This is a genomic window from Bradyrhizobium sp. USDA 4541 (assembly GCF_024171085.1).
GTDB classification, from domain to species: domain Bacteria; phylum Pseudomonadota; class Alphaproteobacteria; order Rhizobiales; family Xanthobacteraceae; genus Bradyrhizobium; species Bradyrhizobium australafricanum.
The window spans coordinates 5,680,724-5,696,703 of sequence record NZ_JALJZF010000001.1; the positions used below are offsets into that span (position 1 = coordinate 5,680,724).

Genomic DNA, 15,980 nt, shown 5'->3' on the forward strand with positions numbered 1-15,980 from the left:
ATGGAGCCACGGCGAAACTGTCATGATGCGCTGCGGTATAAACGCGGGAACCCTGGAGCGTTTTCCGGCGAAGTGGCTGCTCGCTCGCGTCAAGAAAACGCCTCAAAGCAGAATCTGGAGCCCCGTTCCGGCTTAATCGGAACGGAAAGGGCCCTTGCCGGGCAGGATGGTGGCGGGCCGTGATCAGTAATCTGAAACTGCGCCAGCTGCGCTTGCTGGTCGCTCTCGACAATGAGCGCAAGTTGCAGCTCGCCGCCGAGCGGTTGAACATCACCCAATCGGCGGCATCGAAGATGCTTGCCGAAATCGAGGCGCTGGCGCGGGTTCCCTTGTTCGAGCGCACGGCGCGCGGCGTCGAACCGACGGCCTATGGATCGATCCTGATCCGTGGCGGCAAGAGCGTGCTGGCCGATCTCGACCAGGTCACCGACGAGTTCGCGGGCTACAAATCCGGTGAGCTCGGCACCGTCTCCGTTGGAACAGTCGCCAAGCCGAGCATCGACCTCGTCGTCGACGTGATCCAGTATCTCGGCGAAAAGCTGAATCGGGTGAACATCTCGCTCGATGTCAGCACCAGCCCGCCATTGATCACGCGACTGCTGGCGCTCGAGTTCGATTTCGTCATCGCCAGGATTCCCGCCGGCATCGACCCCCGGCAATTCGACTATTACGAGATCGGCGCGGAGGAGGCGGTGCTGCTCGTTCGCGCGGAGCATCCGTTGGCCGGCCGCGAGACGGTCGAGCTGGAGGACATGGCCGACCAGCAATGGATCTGCCAGCCGCGCGAATCCTTCATGCGCCAGGCACTCGAGAGGCTGTTCATGAGCCGCGGCGTGACGCCGCCGCGCCGGGTCATCAACACCGAGTCGTTTTTCGCATCGGTCGGAATTGCCGCGGGCATCGACGCGATCGTGCCGGTCCCCATGCTGGTGTTCGATCTGGTCGATCCGCAGCGGTTCAAGGTGCTGCGCCTGCGCGACAGGCTGTTGTTGGAGAATTACGGCCTGATCAAGTTGCGCAAGCGTGCGCTGTCACCCGCTGCGGCACTCTTGTTCGACGCGATGAAACGGCTCGGCGTACCGAATGGCGGCGCAGAGCAGGGCGACGCGGCGCGCTGAACACTCAGCGGAACATGCTGCGCAGGTTCTGGGCAATCTCGAACAGCGCCGGATTTTGCTTCACAGCGCGCTTGGCGCGATTGATGGCCGACAGCGCGCTGGCCGCCGGCTTGCCGCGCAAGCTGAGCGGAACGAAGCTGTCGACGACGGCTTCATCGTCCTTGCAGAACAGCCGCTTGTACTCGTCCGAGCCGATGCCGAGATCCAGAGCGCGGTAGTTCAGGCCGGCATGGCGATCGATGATATCGCGCATCAGGATCAGGCCGGGGCTGAACTTGGAATTGGCCGACATCGTGTAGGTGTTGAACATCATCGAGAAGCGATGACCGTCGGACACGCCGGCGAAGATCGCGATCACTTCCTCGTCGCACTCCAGCGCGTGGATGTCGATCGCGTAGCCGTTGCCGTCGGCGCGCGGCGCGAGGCAGGCGGCACGAATGAACTGCTCGATGCCCGGCTCGGCGAACACGTTCGGCAGCTTCTGCTCGGCCATGCGCTGCGGCTTGACGCGGAAGAACCAGTCGAGCAGGCGGCAGACATCGGCGCTCTCGCTCGCGACATAATAGCGATAGCCGGGCAGCGCCTGCAGCTTGCGCTCCTTGCCCTTGAGGCGGCGGCGGAACGAGTTGCTGACCAGCGCCGCCGGTGCCGCGCCGGGCTCGATCGCCAGCACCGGGCAGTCGTTGACCGAAGCCTGATGCGGCAGCAGCGCCAGCGGATTCGGCAGATCCCGCCAGCGCAGCGGCTGCTGGCAGAGCGCGAGCGCATCGGCGCGGGAGCGTTCGGCGATCGATCGGATCAGGGCCGCGATGTCGGCTTCCGTCGCATCGGCGGCGAAATCCTTCGCGCACAGGGCCATGTTGAAGGTCGCATGCCTGCCGCCCATGAAGCTCGCGCAGTTCGCGCCGAGGCGGGATTCGATTGCGAGCGGCAGCAGCAGCAGCGGCCGGCGTTCGCTGTCATGAGCGACGACGATGAAGGGCCGCAGGCCCTCGCGCTCACCGACCTGGCGTTGCCAGCTGGCGAGGAAATCGAACCGCTGATAGGGCGTGTAGCTGTGCTGCGACGTCTCGAAGCCGCGCCAGGTCGCTTCGGCCGCGGTGAGATCATGAAAGATGTCGACGCCGGCGACGCGGATCGCGTTCGGCCACGCCCGCGTCTCGGCCGTCTGGCCTTCGATTGCCGCCGCCATGGTCATCTCGGAACCCGAAATTTTAGGGTATTAATTTACAGTTCTCGGCTGGGGCCGACCTTCGCAGGGAAATGTCAACAAAGAGTAAGAACAATGCCGCGGCGGTGTGCGGGAACCGCCTGACAAGGACGGGGATCTTGGCGCCGGACAGCGGGATTTTACGACGGGCCGGAATGGAGCTCGCGTATTTCAGTGGCGCCTTCAAGCTGCGGGAACGCGAGAGCGGCGGCGCCGGGGTGATCCTGCGCTTCGCCCGCGTTCGTCCCGCGCGACGCGGCCGGTTTCAGCCGCTGAAGTCCCAGGAGATCACGCCGGCTTTCCTCGATCGCACGATCCGTGGGTTGAAGCGCTGGCGGTATGACATCGTCAGGATCGATGAGGCTTGCCGCCGCGCGGTGACCTTGCCGGAGCGCCGGCGCTTTGCCTGCCTGACCTTTGACGGCGCCAGCAAGGACATCGTCACCCATGCCTGGCCGGTGCTCGCCAGGCACGGCGTTCCCTTCGCGCTGTATCTGCCGACGGCCTTTCCCGATGGCGTCGGCGTGGCGTGGTGGCTGGTGCTGGAGGAAATCATCGCGCGCGAAAACCGCATCAGCATGATGATCGACGGCCGGGAGCGGCACTTCGCGATTTCAAATCTCTCGGACAAATACGAGCTGTTCGATTTCCTGTCCGGCTGGCTGCGCAAGCTGCCGCCGTCGGACCTGTCCTACGCGCTGAACGATCTCGCCAGGCGCTATTCGGCCGACGCAACCCAATTGTCACGCAATGCGTCACTCGACTGGCAGGATCTGGCGAAGCTTGCCGCCGATCCAAACGTGACGTTCGGCAGCGCGACCGTGAACTATCCGGCGCTGTCGAGCCTCAGGGATGCCGACGCGCAGCGCGAGATGGCGATGGGCAAGGCGGTGGCCGAGAGCGCGCTTGGGCGGCAGGTCAGACATTTCGCATTCCCGTTCGGGGACCGCGATGCGTTCGGCCGTCCGCATGTCGTGATGGCCGAAGAGGCCGGCTTTGCCAGCGCGGTGTCGACCATACCAGGGGTCGTCGAGGCGCAGGGGCGCACCAACCTTCACGCGCTGCCGCGCATCGCATGGGACGGCCGCGTGCGCTCGCTGCGGATGATGCGGGTGCTGCTGTCGGGCGTGATGTTCGCGCCGGTGCGGCCGACGCGTAGCGCGCGCGACCAGGACGTTACTTAGGCGCGATCGGGCCGCGACATCCAGGCGACGATCGGCATCGCCGGCAGCACCCAGCCGAGGCCAGCGACGACGTAGAAGATCGCCTGCAGCAGCCCCGAATTGGCAAGCCAAGGCGTCTGCGCGACCGTCATGCCAAGCAGCGACCACACCACCACCAGGATCAGCAGGAAGATGGTACCGAGCAGTTTGCGGGTGCGTATGGCCATGGCGGATATGTACGACTCGTGATCCAGGGCGTTTTCGTGCGAAGCGGGCACCGGTTCGCGCAAAGAAAACGCGTCAAAACAACATTCTGGAGCTTCCTTCCGACTTGATCGGAACGAGGCTCCGGGCGGCGCTTGCGCCGCTGGCGCGGCGGACTATAAGGGGCCCGAAAATCCAATCAAGTCAGGGCGAAATGGCCGGTATTTCCGCAAAGACATCGCAGCTCCGCGCCGTCAGGGTATGGCTGGTCGCGGTGGCCGCCCTGATCGCCCTGATGGTCTTGGTCGGCGGCGCCACGCGGCTGACCGAGTCCGGCCTGTCGATTGTCGAATGGAAGCCGGTGACCGGTACGCTGCCGCCGCTGACCGAGGCGCAGTGGACCCAGGCCTTCGAGGGCTATAAGAGGATCCCGCAATATCGCGAGCTCAACGCCGGGATGACGCTCGAGCAATTCAAGACGATATTCTGGTGGGAGTGGAGCCACCGGCTGCTTGGCCGCGTGATCGGCGCGGCCTATCTGCTGCCGTTCCTGTATTTCCTGTGGCGCGGCGCGGTGAGCGGCGAACTCGGCCGGCGATTGTGGGTGATTTTCGGCCTCGGCGCGCTGCAGGGCGGCGTCGGCTGGTGGATGGTCGCGTCCGGCCTCTCGGAACGCATCGAGGTATCGCAGTATCGGCTGGCGACGCATCTGGTGCTGGCGCTCCTGATCTTCGCGGCGATCGTCTGGACGCTGCGGCGCCTGACCGACCGCCCAAGCGTGATCGCGCCGCTCAGGCTGAAGATCACGAGCGCGGTGCTGCTCGTGCTGACCTTCGTGCAGCTCTATTTCGGCGCGCTGGTCGCGGGGCTGCGCGCGGGCAGGGTTTATAATACCTGGCCCGACATCGACGGCGGCTTCATTCCGTCGGCTGACCGGCTTTGGTTCGAGACACCGTGGTGGCGCAATCTGTTCGACAACACGCTGACGGTGCAGTTCGAACATCGCATGACCGCCTATCTGCTGTTCGCGCTGGCGATCGCACATGCGATCGATGCCATGCGCGCGCGCGCCGGCGGCGCTGTGATCGCGGGGGCCTGGTGGCTGGTGGCTGCGATCACGCTGCAGGCGACGCTCGGCATTCTGACGCTGCTGCATCGGGTGCCGATCGATCTGGCGCTGACGCACCAGGCCGTCGCCATCGTCGTGCTGACACTAGCGGTGCTGCAGGCCGAGCGCTTCGCCGCGCGCCGGACCGAGCGGGATCAGCCGACCCTCGTTGCGGTCGGCCAGCCCGGTTGATCGATCAACCTCTTTGATCGATCAGGACAGATAGTCGAGCCCGATATCGAGCGCGGCCGAGCTGTGGGTCACCCAGCCGACCGAGATCAGGTCGACGCCGGTTGCGGCAATCGCTGCGGCCGTCGCCGCGGTGATGCGGCCGGAGGCTTCGGTGATCGCCTTGCCGCGCGCCATGTCGACCGCCTGGCTGAGCTGCTCGGTCGTCATGTTGTCGAGCAGCACCGCGTCGACGCCGAGCGTCAGCGCCTCTTCGAGCTGCGACAGCGTGTCGACCTCGACCTCGATCTTGACGAGATGGCCGGCATTGGCCTTGGCGCGCTCGATCGCGGTGCGGATGCCGCCGGCGAGCGCGATGTGGTTGTCCTTGATGAGCACGGCATCGTCGAGGCCGAAGCGATGATTGCCGCCGCCGCCGGCGCGCACCGCATATTTCTCCAGCGCACGCAGTCCCGGCGTGGTCTTGCGGGTGCAGACGATCTGCGCGCGGGTGCCCGCCACGGCCTTGACCAGCGTAGCCGTTGCGGTGGCGACACCGCTCAGATGGCAGAGGAAGTTGAGCGCGGTCCGCTCGGCGGTGAGCAGGCTGCGGGCCGGGCCGTCGATGATCGCGATGACCTGGTCGGGTTCGACCGCGCTGCCGTCGGGCCGTTCGGCGCGCAGCGTGATGGCCGGCGACACCGTCTGGAAGGCTGACCGCGCGACATCGAGCCCGGCGATCACGCCGGGCTGCCGCGCCCGCATCACCAGCCGCGCCTGCTGGCCGGGCAGCACGATGGCGTCTGCGGTGATATCGCCGGCGCGGCCGAGATCCTCGCGCAAGGCGGTCTGCACGATCGGCTCATAGATCAGCGGCAGCAGGGGGGTGAGGGTCATGACAGGGCACTCCTGGCAAATGGCGTGGATTCGACGATGTCGCGCGCGGCGGCGAGTGCATCGGCGCGGGTAAGGGACGACGGAACGGCCGACGCAGCAATGTGCGGGAAATCGCTGCGGAAGTGGCCGCCGCGGCTTTCCTCACGCCGGATGGCGGCAACCGCGACCATCAATCCGACCAATGCTGCGTCGGACGCCGCACTGTGACCGCATGCGAGTGGATAGAGGCTGCGGATCGCGCGGGCGATCCCGTCGCGGTCGCGCAGGACGCCGAGGCCCTGGGTGAGGATCGGTCGCACGGCGGAGGGATCGGAAGCCTGTGGCATCGCGTCGTCGCGCAGCATGGCGCGCGGGCCCGCACTCACGCTTTCGATGCTCTCGGCGACCCAGCGCGCGCAGACGATCGCTTCCATCAGCGAATTGCTGGCGAGCCGGTTGGCGCCGTGCAACCCGGTGCGCGCGGCCTCGCCGCAGGCCCACAGGCCCTGCACCGTGCTGCGGCCAAAACCGTCAACCGTGATGCCGCCCATGTGGTAGTGAACCGCCGGCCGGATCGGGATCGGATCATGGGCGGGATCGATGCCGGCCATCTTGCAGAACGCGCTGATCACGGGATACCGCTGCGCAAACTCCGCGCCCGGATGTTGGCGCGCGTCGAGGAAGGTGCGATGCCCCGCGGCGCGGTGGCCCCACACGGCGCGCGCGACGATGTCGCGTGGCGCAAGCTCGGCGCCGGGCTGATCGGCCATGAAGCGCTCGCCGGTCTCGTCGATCAACACCGCGCCATCGCCACGGATCGCCTCGGTCAGCAGCGGCATCGGGCGCGACGGCCCGTCGAACGCGGTCGGATGAAACTGGACGAACTCGATGTCCGACAGTTTCGCGCCGGCCTGTGCGGCAAGTGCGAGCCCCTGGCCGAAACACCCGCCGGGATTGGTGCTGTCGGCGAACAGCCCACCGATGCCGCCGGTCGCGATCACCACGCGATTGGTCGTGATCGTCAGCGCGCCGCTTGCGTTGGCTGCAAGCACGCCCCTGACCGCATTGTCCTCGACGATCAGCCGGCGCGCCTCGACGCCTTCCAGCAGCGTGATCGATGGTGTGCGCCGGACCGCCGCGATCAGCGCGCGCATGATCTCGCGTCCGGTACCGTCGCCGGTGGCGTGCACGATGCGGTTGCGGCGGTGTGCGGCCTCGAGCCCGAGGCGCCAGCTGCCGTCGGCGTGGCGGTCGAAGGCGACGCCGAGCCTCGCCAGCTGCTCGACGGCGGCGGGCGCGGCGTGGACGATCCGGCTCGCGGCGGCCGCGTCGCAAAGGCCGGCGCCGGCCGCGAGCGTATCGGCGAGATGCAGGGCAGGGCTGTCATCTGCGCCGACCGGCGCCGCAAGGCCGCCCTGAGCCCACATGCTGGAAGCTTCCGCGCCGAGCGGCGACTTCGACAGCAGCACGACCGGCTCGGGGGCGAGCTGAAGCGCGGTCATCAGCCCGGCGGCACCGCCGCCGATGATCACCGGGCGGCCGTTGAGATCGGAGATATCGGTGCTCATATCGCCAGCATCCTTTCGACGCTCTTGCGCGCGCGTTCGGCGATCGCAGGGTCGATGGTGACCTCGTGCTGGTTGGTCTCCAGCGCGTGACGGATGTTCTTCAGCGTGATCCGCTTCATGTGCGGACAGAGATTGCAGGGGCGGATGAAGTCGACACCGGGATTTAGTGCGGCGATGTTGTCGCTCATCGAGCATTCCGTCAGCAGCACGACGCGCGGCGGACGTTTGGTCTCGACGAACGACTGCATCGCAGCCGTCGACCCGGCAAAGTCCGCTTCGGCGACCACCTCGGGCGGGCATTCCGGATGCGCCAGGATGGTGATGTCAGGGTGATCTTCGCGCAGCTGGCGCACGTCATCGGCGGTGAACAGCTCGTGCACCTCGCAGTGGCCCTTCCAGGCGATGATCTTCTTGCTGGTCTGCTTGGCGATGTTCTGCGCCAGATATTCATCCGGGAGCATGATGACGCGCTCGGCGCCGAGCGATTCCACCACCTTCAGCGCATTGCCCGAGGTGCAGCAGATGTCGGACTCGGCCTTCACCGCGGTCGAGGTGTTGACATAGGCGACGACCGGTGCGTCTGGGTAGCGCGCGCGCATCAGCCGCACGTCCTGCGCCGTGATGGAATCCGCCAGCGAGCAGCCGGCCTTGAGGTCGGGGATCAGCACGGTCTTGGCCGGATTGAGCAGCTTCGCGGTCTCGGCCATGAAATGCACGCCCGCGAGCACGATGACATCGGCATCGACCTTGGTTGCTTCGCGCGCGAGCAACAGACTGTCGCCGACGATATCGGCGACGCCGTGGAAGATCTCCGGCGTCTGGTAATTATGCGCCAGCACCACCGCGTTGCGGCGGCGTTTCAGCGCGAGGATCGCATCGACGTCCTCGGCGAATGTGGCCCATTCGAACGGCGGGATGACGCGCTTGACGCGCTCATAGAGCGGCGCGGTGCGGGTGAGCAGATCGGTATCGAGTGCAACCATTTATACTCTCCGTGAGCATAAGATGGCTTATACTTATCCTGAGCATAAGGCGTGTCAAGTGCGCGAAAGCGGGAGCTTGGTGCCGGCGACGGCCCGCTCGGCCAGCACGGCATGGCGGAAGCGGAACAGCTTGGCCGGCCGGCCGACGGTATCGGCGGCCATTGCGCCAGTCTCTTCAACGAGTTCCTGCTGCTCGATCAGCCGGCGGAAGTTCTGCTTGTGGACCAGCCGGCCTGCGAGAGCCTCAACACTGCGTTGCAGTTGCAGCAGAGTGAACTCGGCCGGCATCAGCTCGAATACCACCGGACGGTATTTGATCTTGGCGCGCAGCCGCGCGATCCCGGTCGCGAGAATGCGGCGATGATCCGCCGTCATCGGCTTGCCCGGCACGACCGGCGCCTCGCGGGCATGCCCACGTCCGGCTTCCGGGATCAGCGCGGCCTCGTAGAGCAGCTCATAGCGTTGCAGCACCAGCTCTTCGTTCCAGTCGCGATCGTCGAGTCCAAAAGTGATGGCGCAACGCTGCCAGCGCTCGCGCTGCAGCGTCGGTGACGGCGCCGCCTTCGCCCACGTTTTCAGCTTCGGCGCGATCGTCTTCGCCAGGAAGGCCGGCGCGCCGGCGCGATGATCCTCCCAGGGGAAGTAGTCGTACCAGCCGGACCAGTGCGCCTCGAAGCCTTCGCCGACCCGATCCTCGCGGGTCAAGCCGAGATAGCTGATCGAGACGCTATGCGGTCCCTTGGCATCGCCGGAGCGGCCGCGGTCGGCAAAGGTGTAGAGTTGCTCGACATAGCCGAGCGGGTGGCCGGTCTGCGCTTCGACCCAGGCCCGCAGTGCGGTCTGCAGCGAGCGATGGGTGAACTCGAACGGGCCGCTCGGCAGCGCGGAGCCGCCGGCGATGGTCATGATCTTCGGCGTGCCCTCGGTGACGGCGACCAGCACCGCGACGAGATCGGCGGTCACCGCGTTCCCCGAAGCCGGTGCGCTGGATTTCTGCGGCGATCTGGCCACCGGATCGGTCCGCGCTAGCAGTAGCCGTAGACGCCACAGGCGTAGGGCAGGCGGTCCCAATAGGTCACATAGGCACCGCCGTAGTACGGGCCGAAATAGTTGTAGGAGTGCCAGTTGCCGTAATAGCCGGGCAGCGACGACGACCCCGGCAGCAGCGGTTCGCCGGGCACGAACGGGATATACGGCTCGGAATTGAGCGGGATCACCACGGGCTGCTCGACGACTACGAGCTGGCGTCCGCGCCGGACATAGGTCGGCGATGTGATGGTGGTGCGGTAGGCGTAATGCCGGTGCGGTAGGCCCGCCGGCAGCTGGCGCGCGGCCTTGACGGTCGCGCTCTTGGCGACGGCCGGGCCGTCGGCGGCGTCAGCAGGCGGGATCGCAAACAATGCGATCGCGAGCGGCAATGTCCAGCGCAGCATCAATGGTCTCCCGAATCATCCGGAGCCTATCACTGCCACTTTAAGCCGGATTGAACGTTAACGAGAGGCCCGTCGGTATTAAGCGTTAACGGGATGTCCGTCTCCTTGGGCAAGCTTCCGGAGTGATGCGGCGCACCGCTCCGGAACAATTGCGGGATCAGGCGCGCAGGGCCTGGTCGAGGTCGGCGATCAGGTCCTCCTTATCCTCGATGCCGATCGAAAGCCGCACCACCTCGGGCGCCGCGCCCGACCTCACCTTGGCGGCGTCGTCGAGCTGGCTGTGGGTGGTGGAGGCCGGATGGATCACCAGCGAGCGGGTGTCGCCGACATTGGCGAGATGCGAAAACAGCTTCAGGTTCGACACCAGATTGACGCCGGCGTCATAGCCGCCCTTAAGGCTAAACGTGAACACCGCCCCGGCTCCCTTCGGCGCATATTTGCGCTGCAAGGCGTTGTACCTGTCGCCGGGCAGGCCGGCATAGTTCACTGCTGAGACCGCGGGGTGGGTGGAGAGGAATTCCGCCACCGCCTTGGCGTTGTCGCAGTGCTTCTGCATGCGCAGCGGCAGCGTCTCGATGCCGGTCAGGATCATGAAGGCGTTGAACGGCGACAGCGCGGGGCCGAGGTCGCGCAGACCGAGCACGCGGCAGGCGATCGCGAAGGCGAAGTTGCCGAAGGTCTCCTGGATCCGGATGCCGTGATATTCCGGGCGCGGCTCGCTCAGCATCGGATATTTGTTGTCCTTCGACCAGTCGAAGGTGCCGGCATCGACGATGATGCCGCCGAGTGAGTTGCCGTGACCGCCGAGGAACTTGGTCAGGGAGTGCACGACGATGTCGGCGCCGTGGTCGATCGGCTTGATCAGATAGGGCGAGGCCAGCGTGTTGTCGACGATCAGCGGCACGCCGGCCTTGCGCGCAACGGCCGCGATCGCCTCGATATCGGTGATGCTGCCGGCCGGGTTGGCGATCGACTCGATGAAGATCGCCTTGGTGTGCGGCGTCACCGCGCGCTCGAAGCTTTCGATCTCATCGGGGTCGGCCCAGGCCACATTCCAGCCAAACGCCTTGAAGGCGTGGGTGAACTGGTTGATCGAGCCGCCATAGAGCTTGCGTGCCGCGATGATCTCATCGCCGGGCTTCAACAGCTGCTGCAGCACGACGACCTGCGCCGCGTGACCGGAAGCGACGGCGAGCGCCGCGGTGCCGCCTTCGAGGGCTGCGACACGTTCCTCGAGCACGGCATTGGTCGGGTTGCCGATGCGGGTATAGATGTTGCCGAAAGCCTGCAGGCCGAACAGCGAGGCCGCGTGGTCGGCATCGTTGAAGACGAATGACGTGGTCTGGTAGATCGGTGTCGCCCGCGCGCCGGTGGTGGGATCAGGCTGCGCGCCGGCGTGCACGGCGAGGGTGGAAAATCCCGGAAGGCGATCGGTCATCCTTTAGTATCCTGTTGTGGCCTGGTCGAAACGCGCGGCATGCTGATGGCGACGGCGCCCGCCGTCAAGCGAGTTGGGCGCATCGCCAGTTTTTGGAGGGGCATCCCGCGCTATACCGGATGATCGCAGCGATTATTCCGCCGCGATGTCAGGTCGTCTCGGTCTTGTTCTTTGCCGCGCGGTCGGACGCCGCGGTCTGTCCGCCGCCGAAGCTCGTGCGATTGAGCGACAGCCGCATGCCCTGCGTCGGGATCGGCGCACGCTTGGAACTCAGCGTGCGCGAGTTGACGCCCATCCACGAGATCTCCGACGACAGCCGGCCATACTCGATCTTCGGGCAGCGGTTCATCACCACTTTGAGGCTCGCGGCTTCCGCCTTCTCGGCCGCGGCGTCGTCGCGTGCGCCAAGCTGCATCCAGATCACCTTCGGCGGCGTCGACAATTTCAGCGCCTCCTCGACCACGGGCATGATGTGGCTTGAATTGCGGAAGATGTCGATCATGTCGATCGGCCGATCGATGTCCGCAAGCGAGGCGACGAACGGCTTGCCCATCAGCGTCTTGCCGACATGGCCGGGGTTGACCGGGATCATGTCGTAGCCGCGCTGCGCCAGATATTTGAACGCGAAATAGCTCGGCCGCACATTGACCGGCGAGGCGCCGACCATCGCGATGGTCTTGACGTTGTTCAGAATGCTGCGGATGTAATTGTCGTCGTAGGCGTCGTGATTCATTTTTCTTCCGGGTTTGTCATTCCGGGGCTGGTGCTAATGCACCATCCCGGAATGACGACCTCAGGTCGTCACTTGTCCTGCCACTTCGGATCGCGCTTCTCGATGAAGGCACCGATGCCTTCCTCGGCGTCGCGCGCCATCATGTTTTCGGTCATCACCTCGGCGGCGAAGCGATAGGCATCGGCGAGGTTCATCTCGGCCTGGCGATAGAACGCTTCCTTGCCGAGCTTGACGGTGTAGGCCGATTTCAGCGCGACCTTCTCGGCCAGCGCGATCGCGGCGTCGCGTTCGGTGCCAGCGGATACCACGCGGTTGACGAGGCCGATGCTCTGCGCCGTTGCCGCCGAGACCGGCTCTCCGGTCAGCAGCATCTCCATGGCCTGTTTGCGCGGCACGTTGCGCGACAGCGCCACCATCGGCGTCGAGCAGAACAGCCCGATGTCGACGCCCGGCGTCGCGAACGCCGCCGCTTCGGAGGCGACCGCGAGGTCGCAACTTGCGACGAGCTGGCAGCCGGCCGCGGTGGCGATGCCCTGGATGGATGCGACCACCGGCTTCGGCAGGCGCACGATGGCCTGCATCATCGCGCTGCAGGCGTTCATGATTTGCGCGAAATAGGCGCGGCCGCGGTCGGCATCGCTACGGCGCGCGGTAAGCTCCTTGAGGTCGTGGCCGGCGCAGAACGCCGGGCCTTTGGCGGCGAGCACGACGGCGCGGATGCGCTTGTCGCCGCCGACATCGTTCAGGGCGGCGTGCAGCTCGGCGATCAGGCCCTCGGAGAGGCTGTTGCGCGCTCCGGGGCGATTGAGCGTCAGTAGCGCGATACTGCCGACGGTCTCGCGCAGCAGGATCGGCTGGTGTTGCGGCGCTTCGGCGCGGGCGGCTTGGGCGGACATGCTGAAATTCCACTTTGGTCTCTGTGACAACTTAATGTAACAGGCAGGCTGAAGCGAGGGCAGGGACGGCATGGCGACTGCGAAAATGAGCGTGGCTGACGTGGAGGAGTTCCTGCGGAGGGAATTCCCGCAGGCGTTCGTCTACGACGATGTCCGGATCGAAAGCGCCGACGGCGAGACGGCCCTGCTGCGCCAGCGCTTCAGCGAGCGCATGCTGCGGCCTGGCGGTACGGTGTCCGGGCCGACCCTGATGGGCCTGGCGGATTTCGCGATGTACGTGGTGCTGCTGTCGGCGATCGGGCCGGTTGGCCTTGCCGTGACCACCAACCTCAACATCAACTTCCTGCGCAAGGGTCAGCCGGGGCAGGACGTACTTGCGGTGGCGAGGCTGCTCAAGCTCGGCAAGCGGCTCGCGGTCGGCGAGGTCAACCTGCTGTCCGGCTCGTCTCCCGATCCCATCGCCCATGTCACGGCGACCTATTCCATTCCAAATCAATAGGCTTTTCTACGGTATTATTGCACCATAATTGCAAGCCATTGTTTTTTCTGATGTAATTTGAGCGCGTGGGCGTTGACGCGCGATCGCGGCTTCTCTAGAAAGCTGCCAGTTCGGCGCATACGGCGCCGATTTCTTTTTCACGGATTTCACACATGAGCACGTTCTCGGCCAAGCCCGCCGAAGTGACGAAGAAGTGGGTCGTGATCGACGCCAAGGGTCTGGTCGTCGGTCGTCTCGCCACGCTCGTCGCGATGCGCCTGCGCGGCAAACACCTGCCCACCTACACCCCGCATGTCGATTGCGGCGACAACGTCATCATCGTCAACGCCGCGCATGTGGTGCTGACCGGTCGCAAGCGCGACCAGAAGACTTACTACAAGCACACCGGCTTCATCGGTGGCATCAAGGAGCGCACCGCGAAGCAGATCCTCGAGGGCCGCTTCCCGGAGCGCGTCGTCGAGAAGGCGATCGAGCGCATGATCCCGCGCGGTCCGCTCGGCCGTATGCAGATGGGCAATCTGCGCGTCTATCCGGGTGCCGATCATCCGCATGAAGCGCAGAGCCCCGAGAAGGTCGATATCGCTTCCCTGAATCGCAAGAACACGAGGGCCGCATAATGTCCGATACGTTGCAGTCCCTCGACCAGCTCTCGCAGGTCAAGCCGGCCGCTCCCGACGCGCCGAAATACGTCAAGAAGGTCGACAAGTACAACCGCGCCTACGCCACCGGCAAGCGCAAGGACGCGGTCGCCCGCGTCTGGGTCAAGCCGGGCTCCGGCAAGATCTCGGTCAACACCCGCGAGTTCGAAGTCTACTTCGCCCGCCCGGTGCTGCGCATGATGATCCAGCAGCCGCTGGTCGCTGCCGCCCGTAACGGCCAGTATGACGTGATCTGCACCGTCGCCGGCGGCGGTCTCTCCGGCCAGGCCGGTGCTGTTCGCCACGGCATCTCGAAGGCGCTCACCAACTTCGAGCCCGAGCTGCGCGGCGTCCTCAAGAAGGGCGGCTTCTTGACCCGCGACAGCCGCTCGGTCGAGCGCAAGAAGTACGGCAAGGCGAAGGCCCGCAAGTCCTTCCAGTTCTCGAAGCGCTAATTCGAGTTCTAAAATTCGCGGCAATTGCCGCGGGCATCGAGTTGCAGAGGGCGCCGCGAGGCGCCCTTTTTGCTGCGTCCGACCGGCGATGCTTCTGCGCGAATTAGCGCAGTTTTTCATGAAAACTTGCGTGTGCGTGCAAACGAAATTGGAACTCGCACCTTCTAGCTTGCGGGCTCGCAATGGCGCTGCATCACCGTATTTATTTGCGCCTGCGAACGTTGCATCACACCGGGCTGGGGTGAGTTTATGTCGTTCGATCCATCGACACTTTATTTGTTCGCCACCATGGTCGCGGGCATGCTCGGCGCCATGCTGTGGTTGTTCGGCAGGCAGGAGAACATTTCCGCGCTGAAATGGTGGGGCACCGCCTATCTGCTCGGCGCGGCCTCGGTCGCGGTCTGGACGGTCGGCAGTTCGACGCTCGATCCGATGGTTCTGCTGGGCCTCAATGCGATCGGCTTCGCCGCCTGCGGCCTGGTCTGGAATGCCGCGCGCATTTTCCACGGCCGCAAGGCCAATTTGCTGGGCCTCGTGCTCGGCCCGATCGCATGGATCGGGGCGGTGACGACGGTTGAGGATCCCGCGATGCGCCTGACGATCGGTGCCGGGATCGTCGCGATCTACGCCGCGCTGACCGCATCAGAACTGTGGAGCGAGCGCCGCCGCGCGATGCAACGGCGCTGGCTTGCGATCGTCATCCCGGTCGCGCACGGTTGCGTCCTGATGCTGCCGATCCTGGTCGGCGACCTGCTGCGATTGAACGGCCAGAATTTCGTCTCCAGCTTTTGGGTCACGCTGTTTTCGATCGAACTCGTGCTGTACGCGATCGGCACGGTGTTCGTGATCTTCATGATGGTGTCGGACCGCGCGGTGGCCGTGCACAAGACGGCCGCGTCGATCGACCCCCTGAGCGGCATGCTCAACCGCCGCGGCTTCACCGAGGCCTGCGCGCGGGTGATCGAGCGCGAGTCCATTGCCGGCCGGCCGGTCACCGTGATGATCTTCGACATCGATCACTTCAAGTCAATCAACGACCGCTTCGGCCATCCCGCGGGTGACGAGATCCTGAAGCTGTTCTCCGCTGTCGTGGTCAACAGCCTCAGGATCAGCGATCTGTCGGGCCGGATCGGCGGCGAGGAATTCGCGGCGCTGCTGCCGTGCTCGCTGGAGGAGGGTGTGCTGGTCGCCGAGCGCGTGCGCGAAGCCTTCGAGAACAGCAACATCACCTGCGAGGAAGGCGCGGTCGACACCACGGTCAGCATCGGCGTCGCAGGCGGTCCCGCCGGCACCGAGCTCGAGGTGCTGTTGGCCTCGGCCGACACCGCGCTCTACCAGGCCAAGCGCGGCGGCCGCAACCGCGTCGAGGCAGCGGAGGAATTGCCGCTCTCGCTGGAGAACTGGCGGCGCAAGACCGCGGGCCTGCCGGCTTCGGCGCGGCAAAAGCCGGCGAGCGTCCGGGCATGAGTGCGGTAACGAGTGGTTAACCA

The 15,980-nt window shown here is 65.6% G+C and carries 17 protein-coding genes; 7 read left to right on the forward strand and 10 right to left on the reverse strand.

Going from position 1 to position 15,980, the window contains the following annotated elements; all coding sequences use genetic code 11:
* Nucleotides 1-179 precede the first annotated feature (179 nt).
* The gene (locus tag J2R80_RS26975) at nucleotides 180-1,118 is read left to right on the forward strand and encodes a LysR family transcriptional regulator (RefSeq protein ID WP_076825290.1); all 939 of its coding nucleotides are present in this window, start codon (nucleotides 180-182) and stop codon (nucleotides 1,116-1,118) included.
* Nucleotides 1,119-1,122: 4 nt separating this feature from the next.
* Here J2R80_RS26975 and J2R80_RS26980 read toward each other — a convergent pair whose 3' ends face one another.
* Complete coding sequence (locus J2R80_RS26980) at nucleotides 1,123-2,316, reverse strand: GNAT family N-acetyltransferase (RefSeq protein ID WP_076825293.1); 1,194 nt, start codon at nucleotides 2,314-2,316, stop codon at nucleotides 1,123-1,125.
* 167 nt (nucleotides 2,317-2,483) lie between these two features.
* Between J2R80_RS26980 and J2R80_RS26985 the strand changes: the two genes are divergently transcribed.
* The gene (locus tag J2R80_RS26985) at nucleotides 2,484-3,512 is read left to right on the forward strand and encodes a polysaccharide deacetylase family protein (protein WP_253639741.1); all 1,029 of its coding nucleotides are present in this window, start codon (nucleotides 2,484-2,486) and stop codon (nucleotides 3,510-3,512) included.
* Here the strand turns inward: J2R80_RS26985 and J2R80_RS26990 are convergent.
* A complete protein-coding gene (locus J2R80_RS26990; RefSeq protein ID WP_016844954.1) occupies nucleotides 3,509-3,718 on the reverse strand; it encodes a DUF2842 domain-containing protein in 210 nt (69 codons plus the stop codon). The genes J2R80_RS26985 and J2R80_RS26990 overlap by 4 nt on opposite strands.
* A gap of 191 nt (nucleotides 3,719-3,909) precedes the next feature.
* On the opposite strand from J2R80_RS26990, the gene J2R80_RS26995 reads away from it, so the two are divergent.
* Nucleotides 3,910-4,995 (forward strand): COX15/CtaA family protein, encoded by a 1,086-nt coding sequence (locus J2R80_RS26995; protein ID WP_076825297.1) that lies wholly within the window; start codon nucleotides 3,910-3,912, stop codon nucleotides 4,993-4,995.
* Between the two features lie 21 nt (nucleotides 4,996-5,016).
* Here the strand turns inward: J2R80_RS26995 and nadC are convergent, their stop codons facing one another.
* The 8 genes from nadC to J2R80_RS27035 all read right to left on the reverse strand — a co-directional run bounded on the left by nadC (nucleotide 5,017) and on the right by J2R80_RS27035 (nucleotide 12,898).
* Nucleotides 5,017-5,868 (reverse strand): carboxylating nicotinate-nucleotide diphosphorylase, encoded by an 852-nt coding sequence (gene nadC / locus J2R80_RS27000; RefSeq protein WP_076825298.1) that lies wholly within the window; start codon nucleotides 5,866-5,868, stop codon nucleotides 5,017-5,019.
* Nucleotides 5,865-7,415, reverse strand: coding sequence for an L-aspartate oxidase (locus J2R80_RS27005; protein WP_253639742.1), 1,551 nt, complete (start codon nucleotides 7,413-7,415; stop codon nucleotides 5,865-5,867). Before J2R80_RS27005 ends, nadC begins: the two co-directional genes overlap by 4 nt.
* The gene (gene nadA / locus J2R80_RS27010; protein WP_076825302.1) at nucleotides 7,412-8,398 is read right to left on the reverse strand and encodes a quinolinate synthase NadA; all 987 of its coding nucleotides are present in this window, start codon (nucleotides 8,396-8,398) and stop codon (nucleotides 7,412-7,414) included. The genes J2R80_RS27005 and nadA overlap by 4 nt, the downstream gene beginning before the upstream one ends.
* A 54-nt stretch (nucleotides 8,399-8,452) precedes the next feature.
* Nucleotides 8,453-9,304, reverse strand: a complete 852-nt coding sequence (locus tag J2R80_RS27015) for a hypothetical protein (protein WP_233475385.1) — start codon at nucleotides 9,302-9,304, stop codon at nucleotides 8,453-8,455.
* A gap of 119 nt (nucleotides 9,305-9,423) precedes the next feature.
* On the reverse strand, nucleotides 9,424-9,831 hold the full coding sequence (locus tag J2R80_RS27020) for a hypothetical protein (protein WP_018271884.1): 408 nt from the start codon (nucleotides 9,829-9,831) through the stop codon (nucleotides 9,424-9,426).
* Nucleotides 9,832-9,988: 157 nt separating this feature from the next.
* On the reverse strand, nucleotides 9,989-11,269 hold the full coding sequence (locus J2R80_RS27025; RefSeq protein WP_076825306.1) for an O-acetylhomoserine aminocarboxypropyltransferase: 1,281 nt from the start codon (nucleotides 11,267-11,269) through the stop codon (nucleotides 9,989-9,991).
* A 148-nt stretch (nucleotides 11,270-11,417) separates the two neighbouring features.
* Complete coding sequence (locus J2R80_RS27030) at nucleotides 11,418-12,002, reverse strand: CoA-binding protein (RefSeq protein ID WP_076825308.1); 585 nt, start codon at nucleotides 12,000-12,002, stop codon at nucleotides 11,418-11,420.
* Nucleotides 12,003-12,070: 68 nt separating this feature from the next.
* Nucleotides 12,071-12,898 carry an enoyl-CoA hydratase gene (locus J2R80_RS27035; RefSeq protein WP_057020655.1) on the reverse strand — a complete coding sequence of 276 codons (828 nt, stop codon included), beginning with the start codon at nucleotides 12,896-12,898 and terminating at the stop codon, nucleotides 12,071-12,073.
* A 70-nt stretch (nucleotides 12,899-12,968) separates the two neighbouring features.
* Between J2R80_RS27035 and J2R80_RS27040 the strand changes: the two genes are divergently transcribed.
* The 4 genes from J2R80_RS27040 to J2R80_RS27055 all read left to right on the forward strand — a co-directional run bounded on the left by J2R80_RS27040 (nucleotide 12,969) and on the right by J2R80_RS27055 (nucleotide 15,957).
* The gene (locus J2R80_RS27040) at nucleotides 12,969-13,397 is read left to right on the forward strand and encodes a PaaI family thioesterase (protein WP_057020654.1); all 429 of its coding nucleotides are present in this window, start codon (nucleotides 12,969-12,971) and stop codon (nucleotides 13,395-13,397) included.
* A 152-nt stretch (nucleotides 13,398-13,549) separates the two neighbouring features.
* Nucleotides 13,550-14,014 (forward strand): 50S ribosomal protein L13, encoded by a 465-nt coding sequence (gene rplM / locus J2R80_RS27045; RefSeq protein ID WP_016840522.1) that lies wholly within the window; start codon nucleotides 13,550-13,552, stop codon nucleotides 14,012-14,014.
* Nucleotides 14,014-14,490, forward strand: coding sequence for a 30S ribosomal protein S9 (gene rpsI, locus J2R80_RS27050; RefSeq protein ID WP_028333930.1), 477 nt, complete (start codon nucleotides 14,014-14,016; stop codon nucleotides 14,488-14,490). The genes rplM and rpsI overlap by 1 nt, the downstream gene beginning before the upstream one ends.
* 249 nt (nucleotides 14,491-14,739) lie before the next feature.
* Nucleotides 14,740-15,957 (forward strand): GGDEF domain-containing protein, encoded by a 1,218-nt coding sequence (locus J2R80_RS27055; protein WP_057020653.1) that lies wholly within the window; start codon nucleotides 14,740-14,742, stop codon nucleotides 15,955-15,957.
* Nucleotides 15,958-15,980 lie beyond the last annotated feature (23 nt).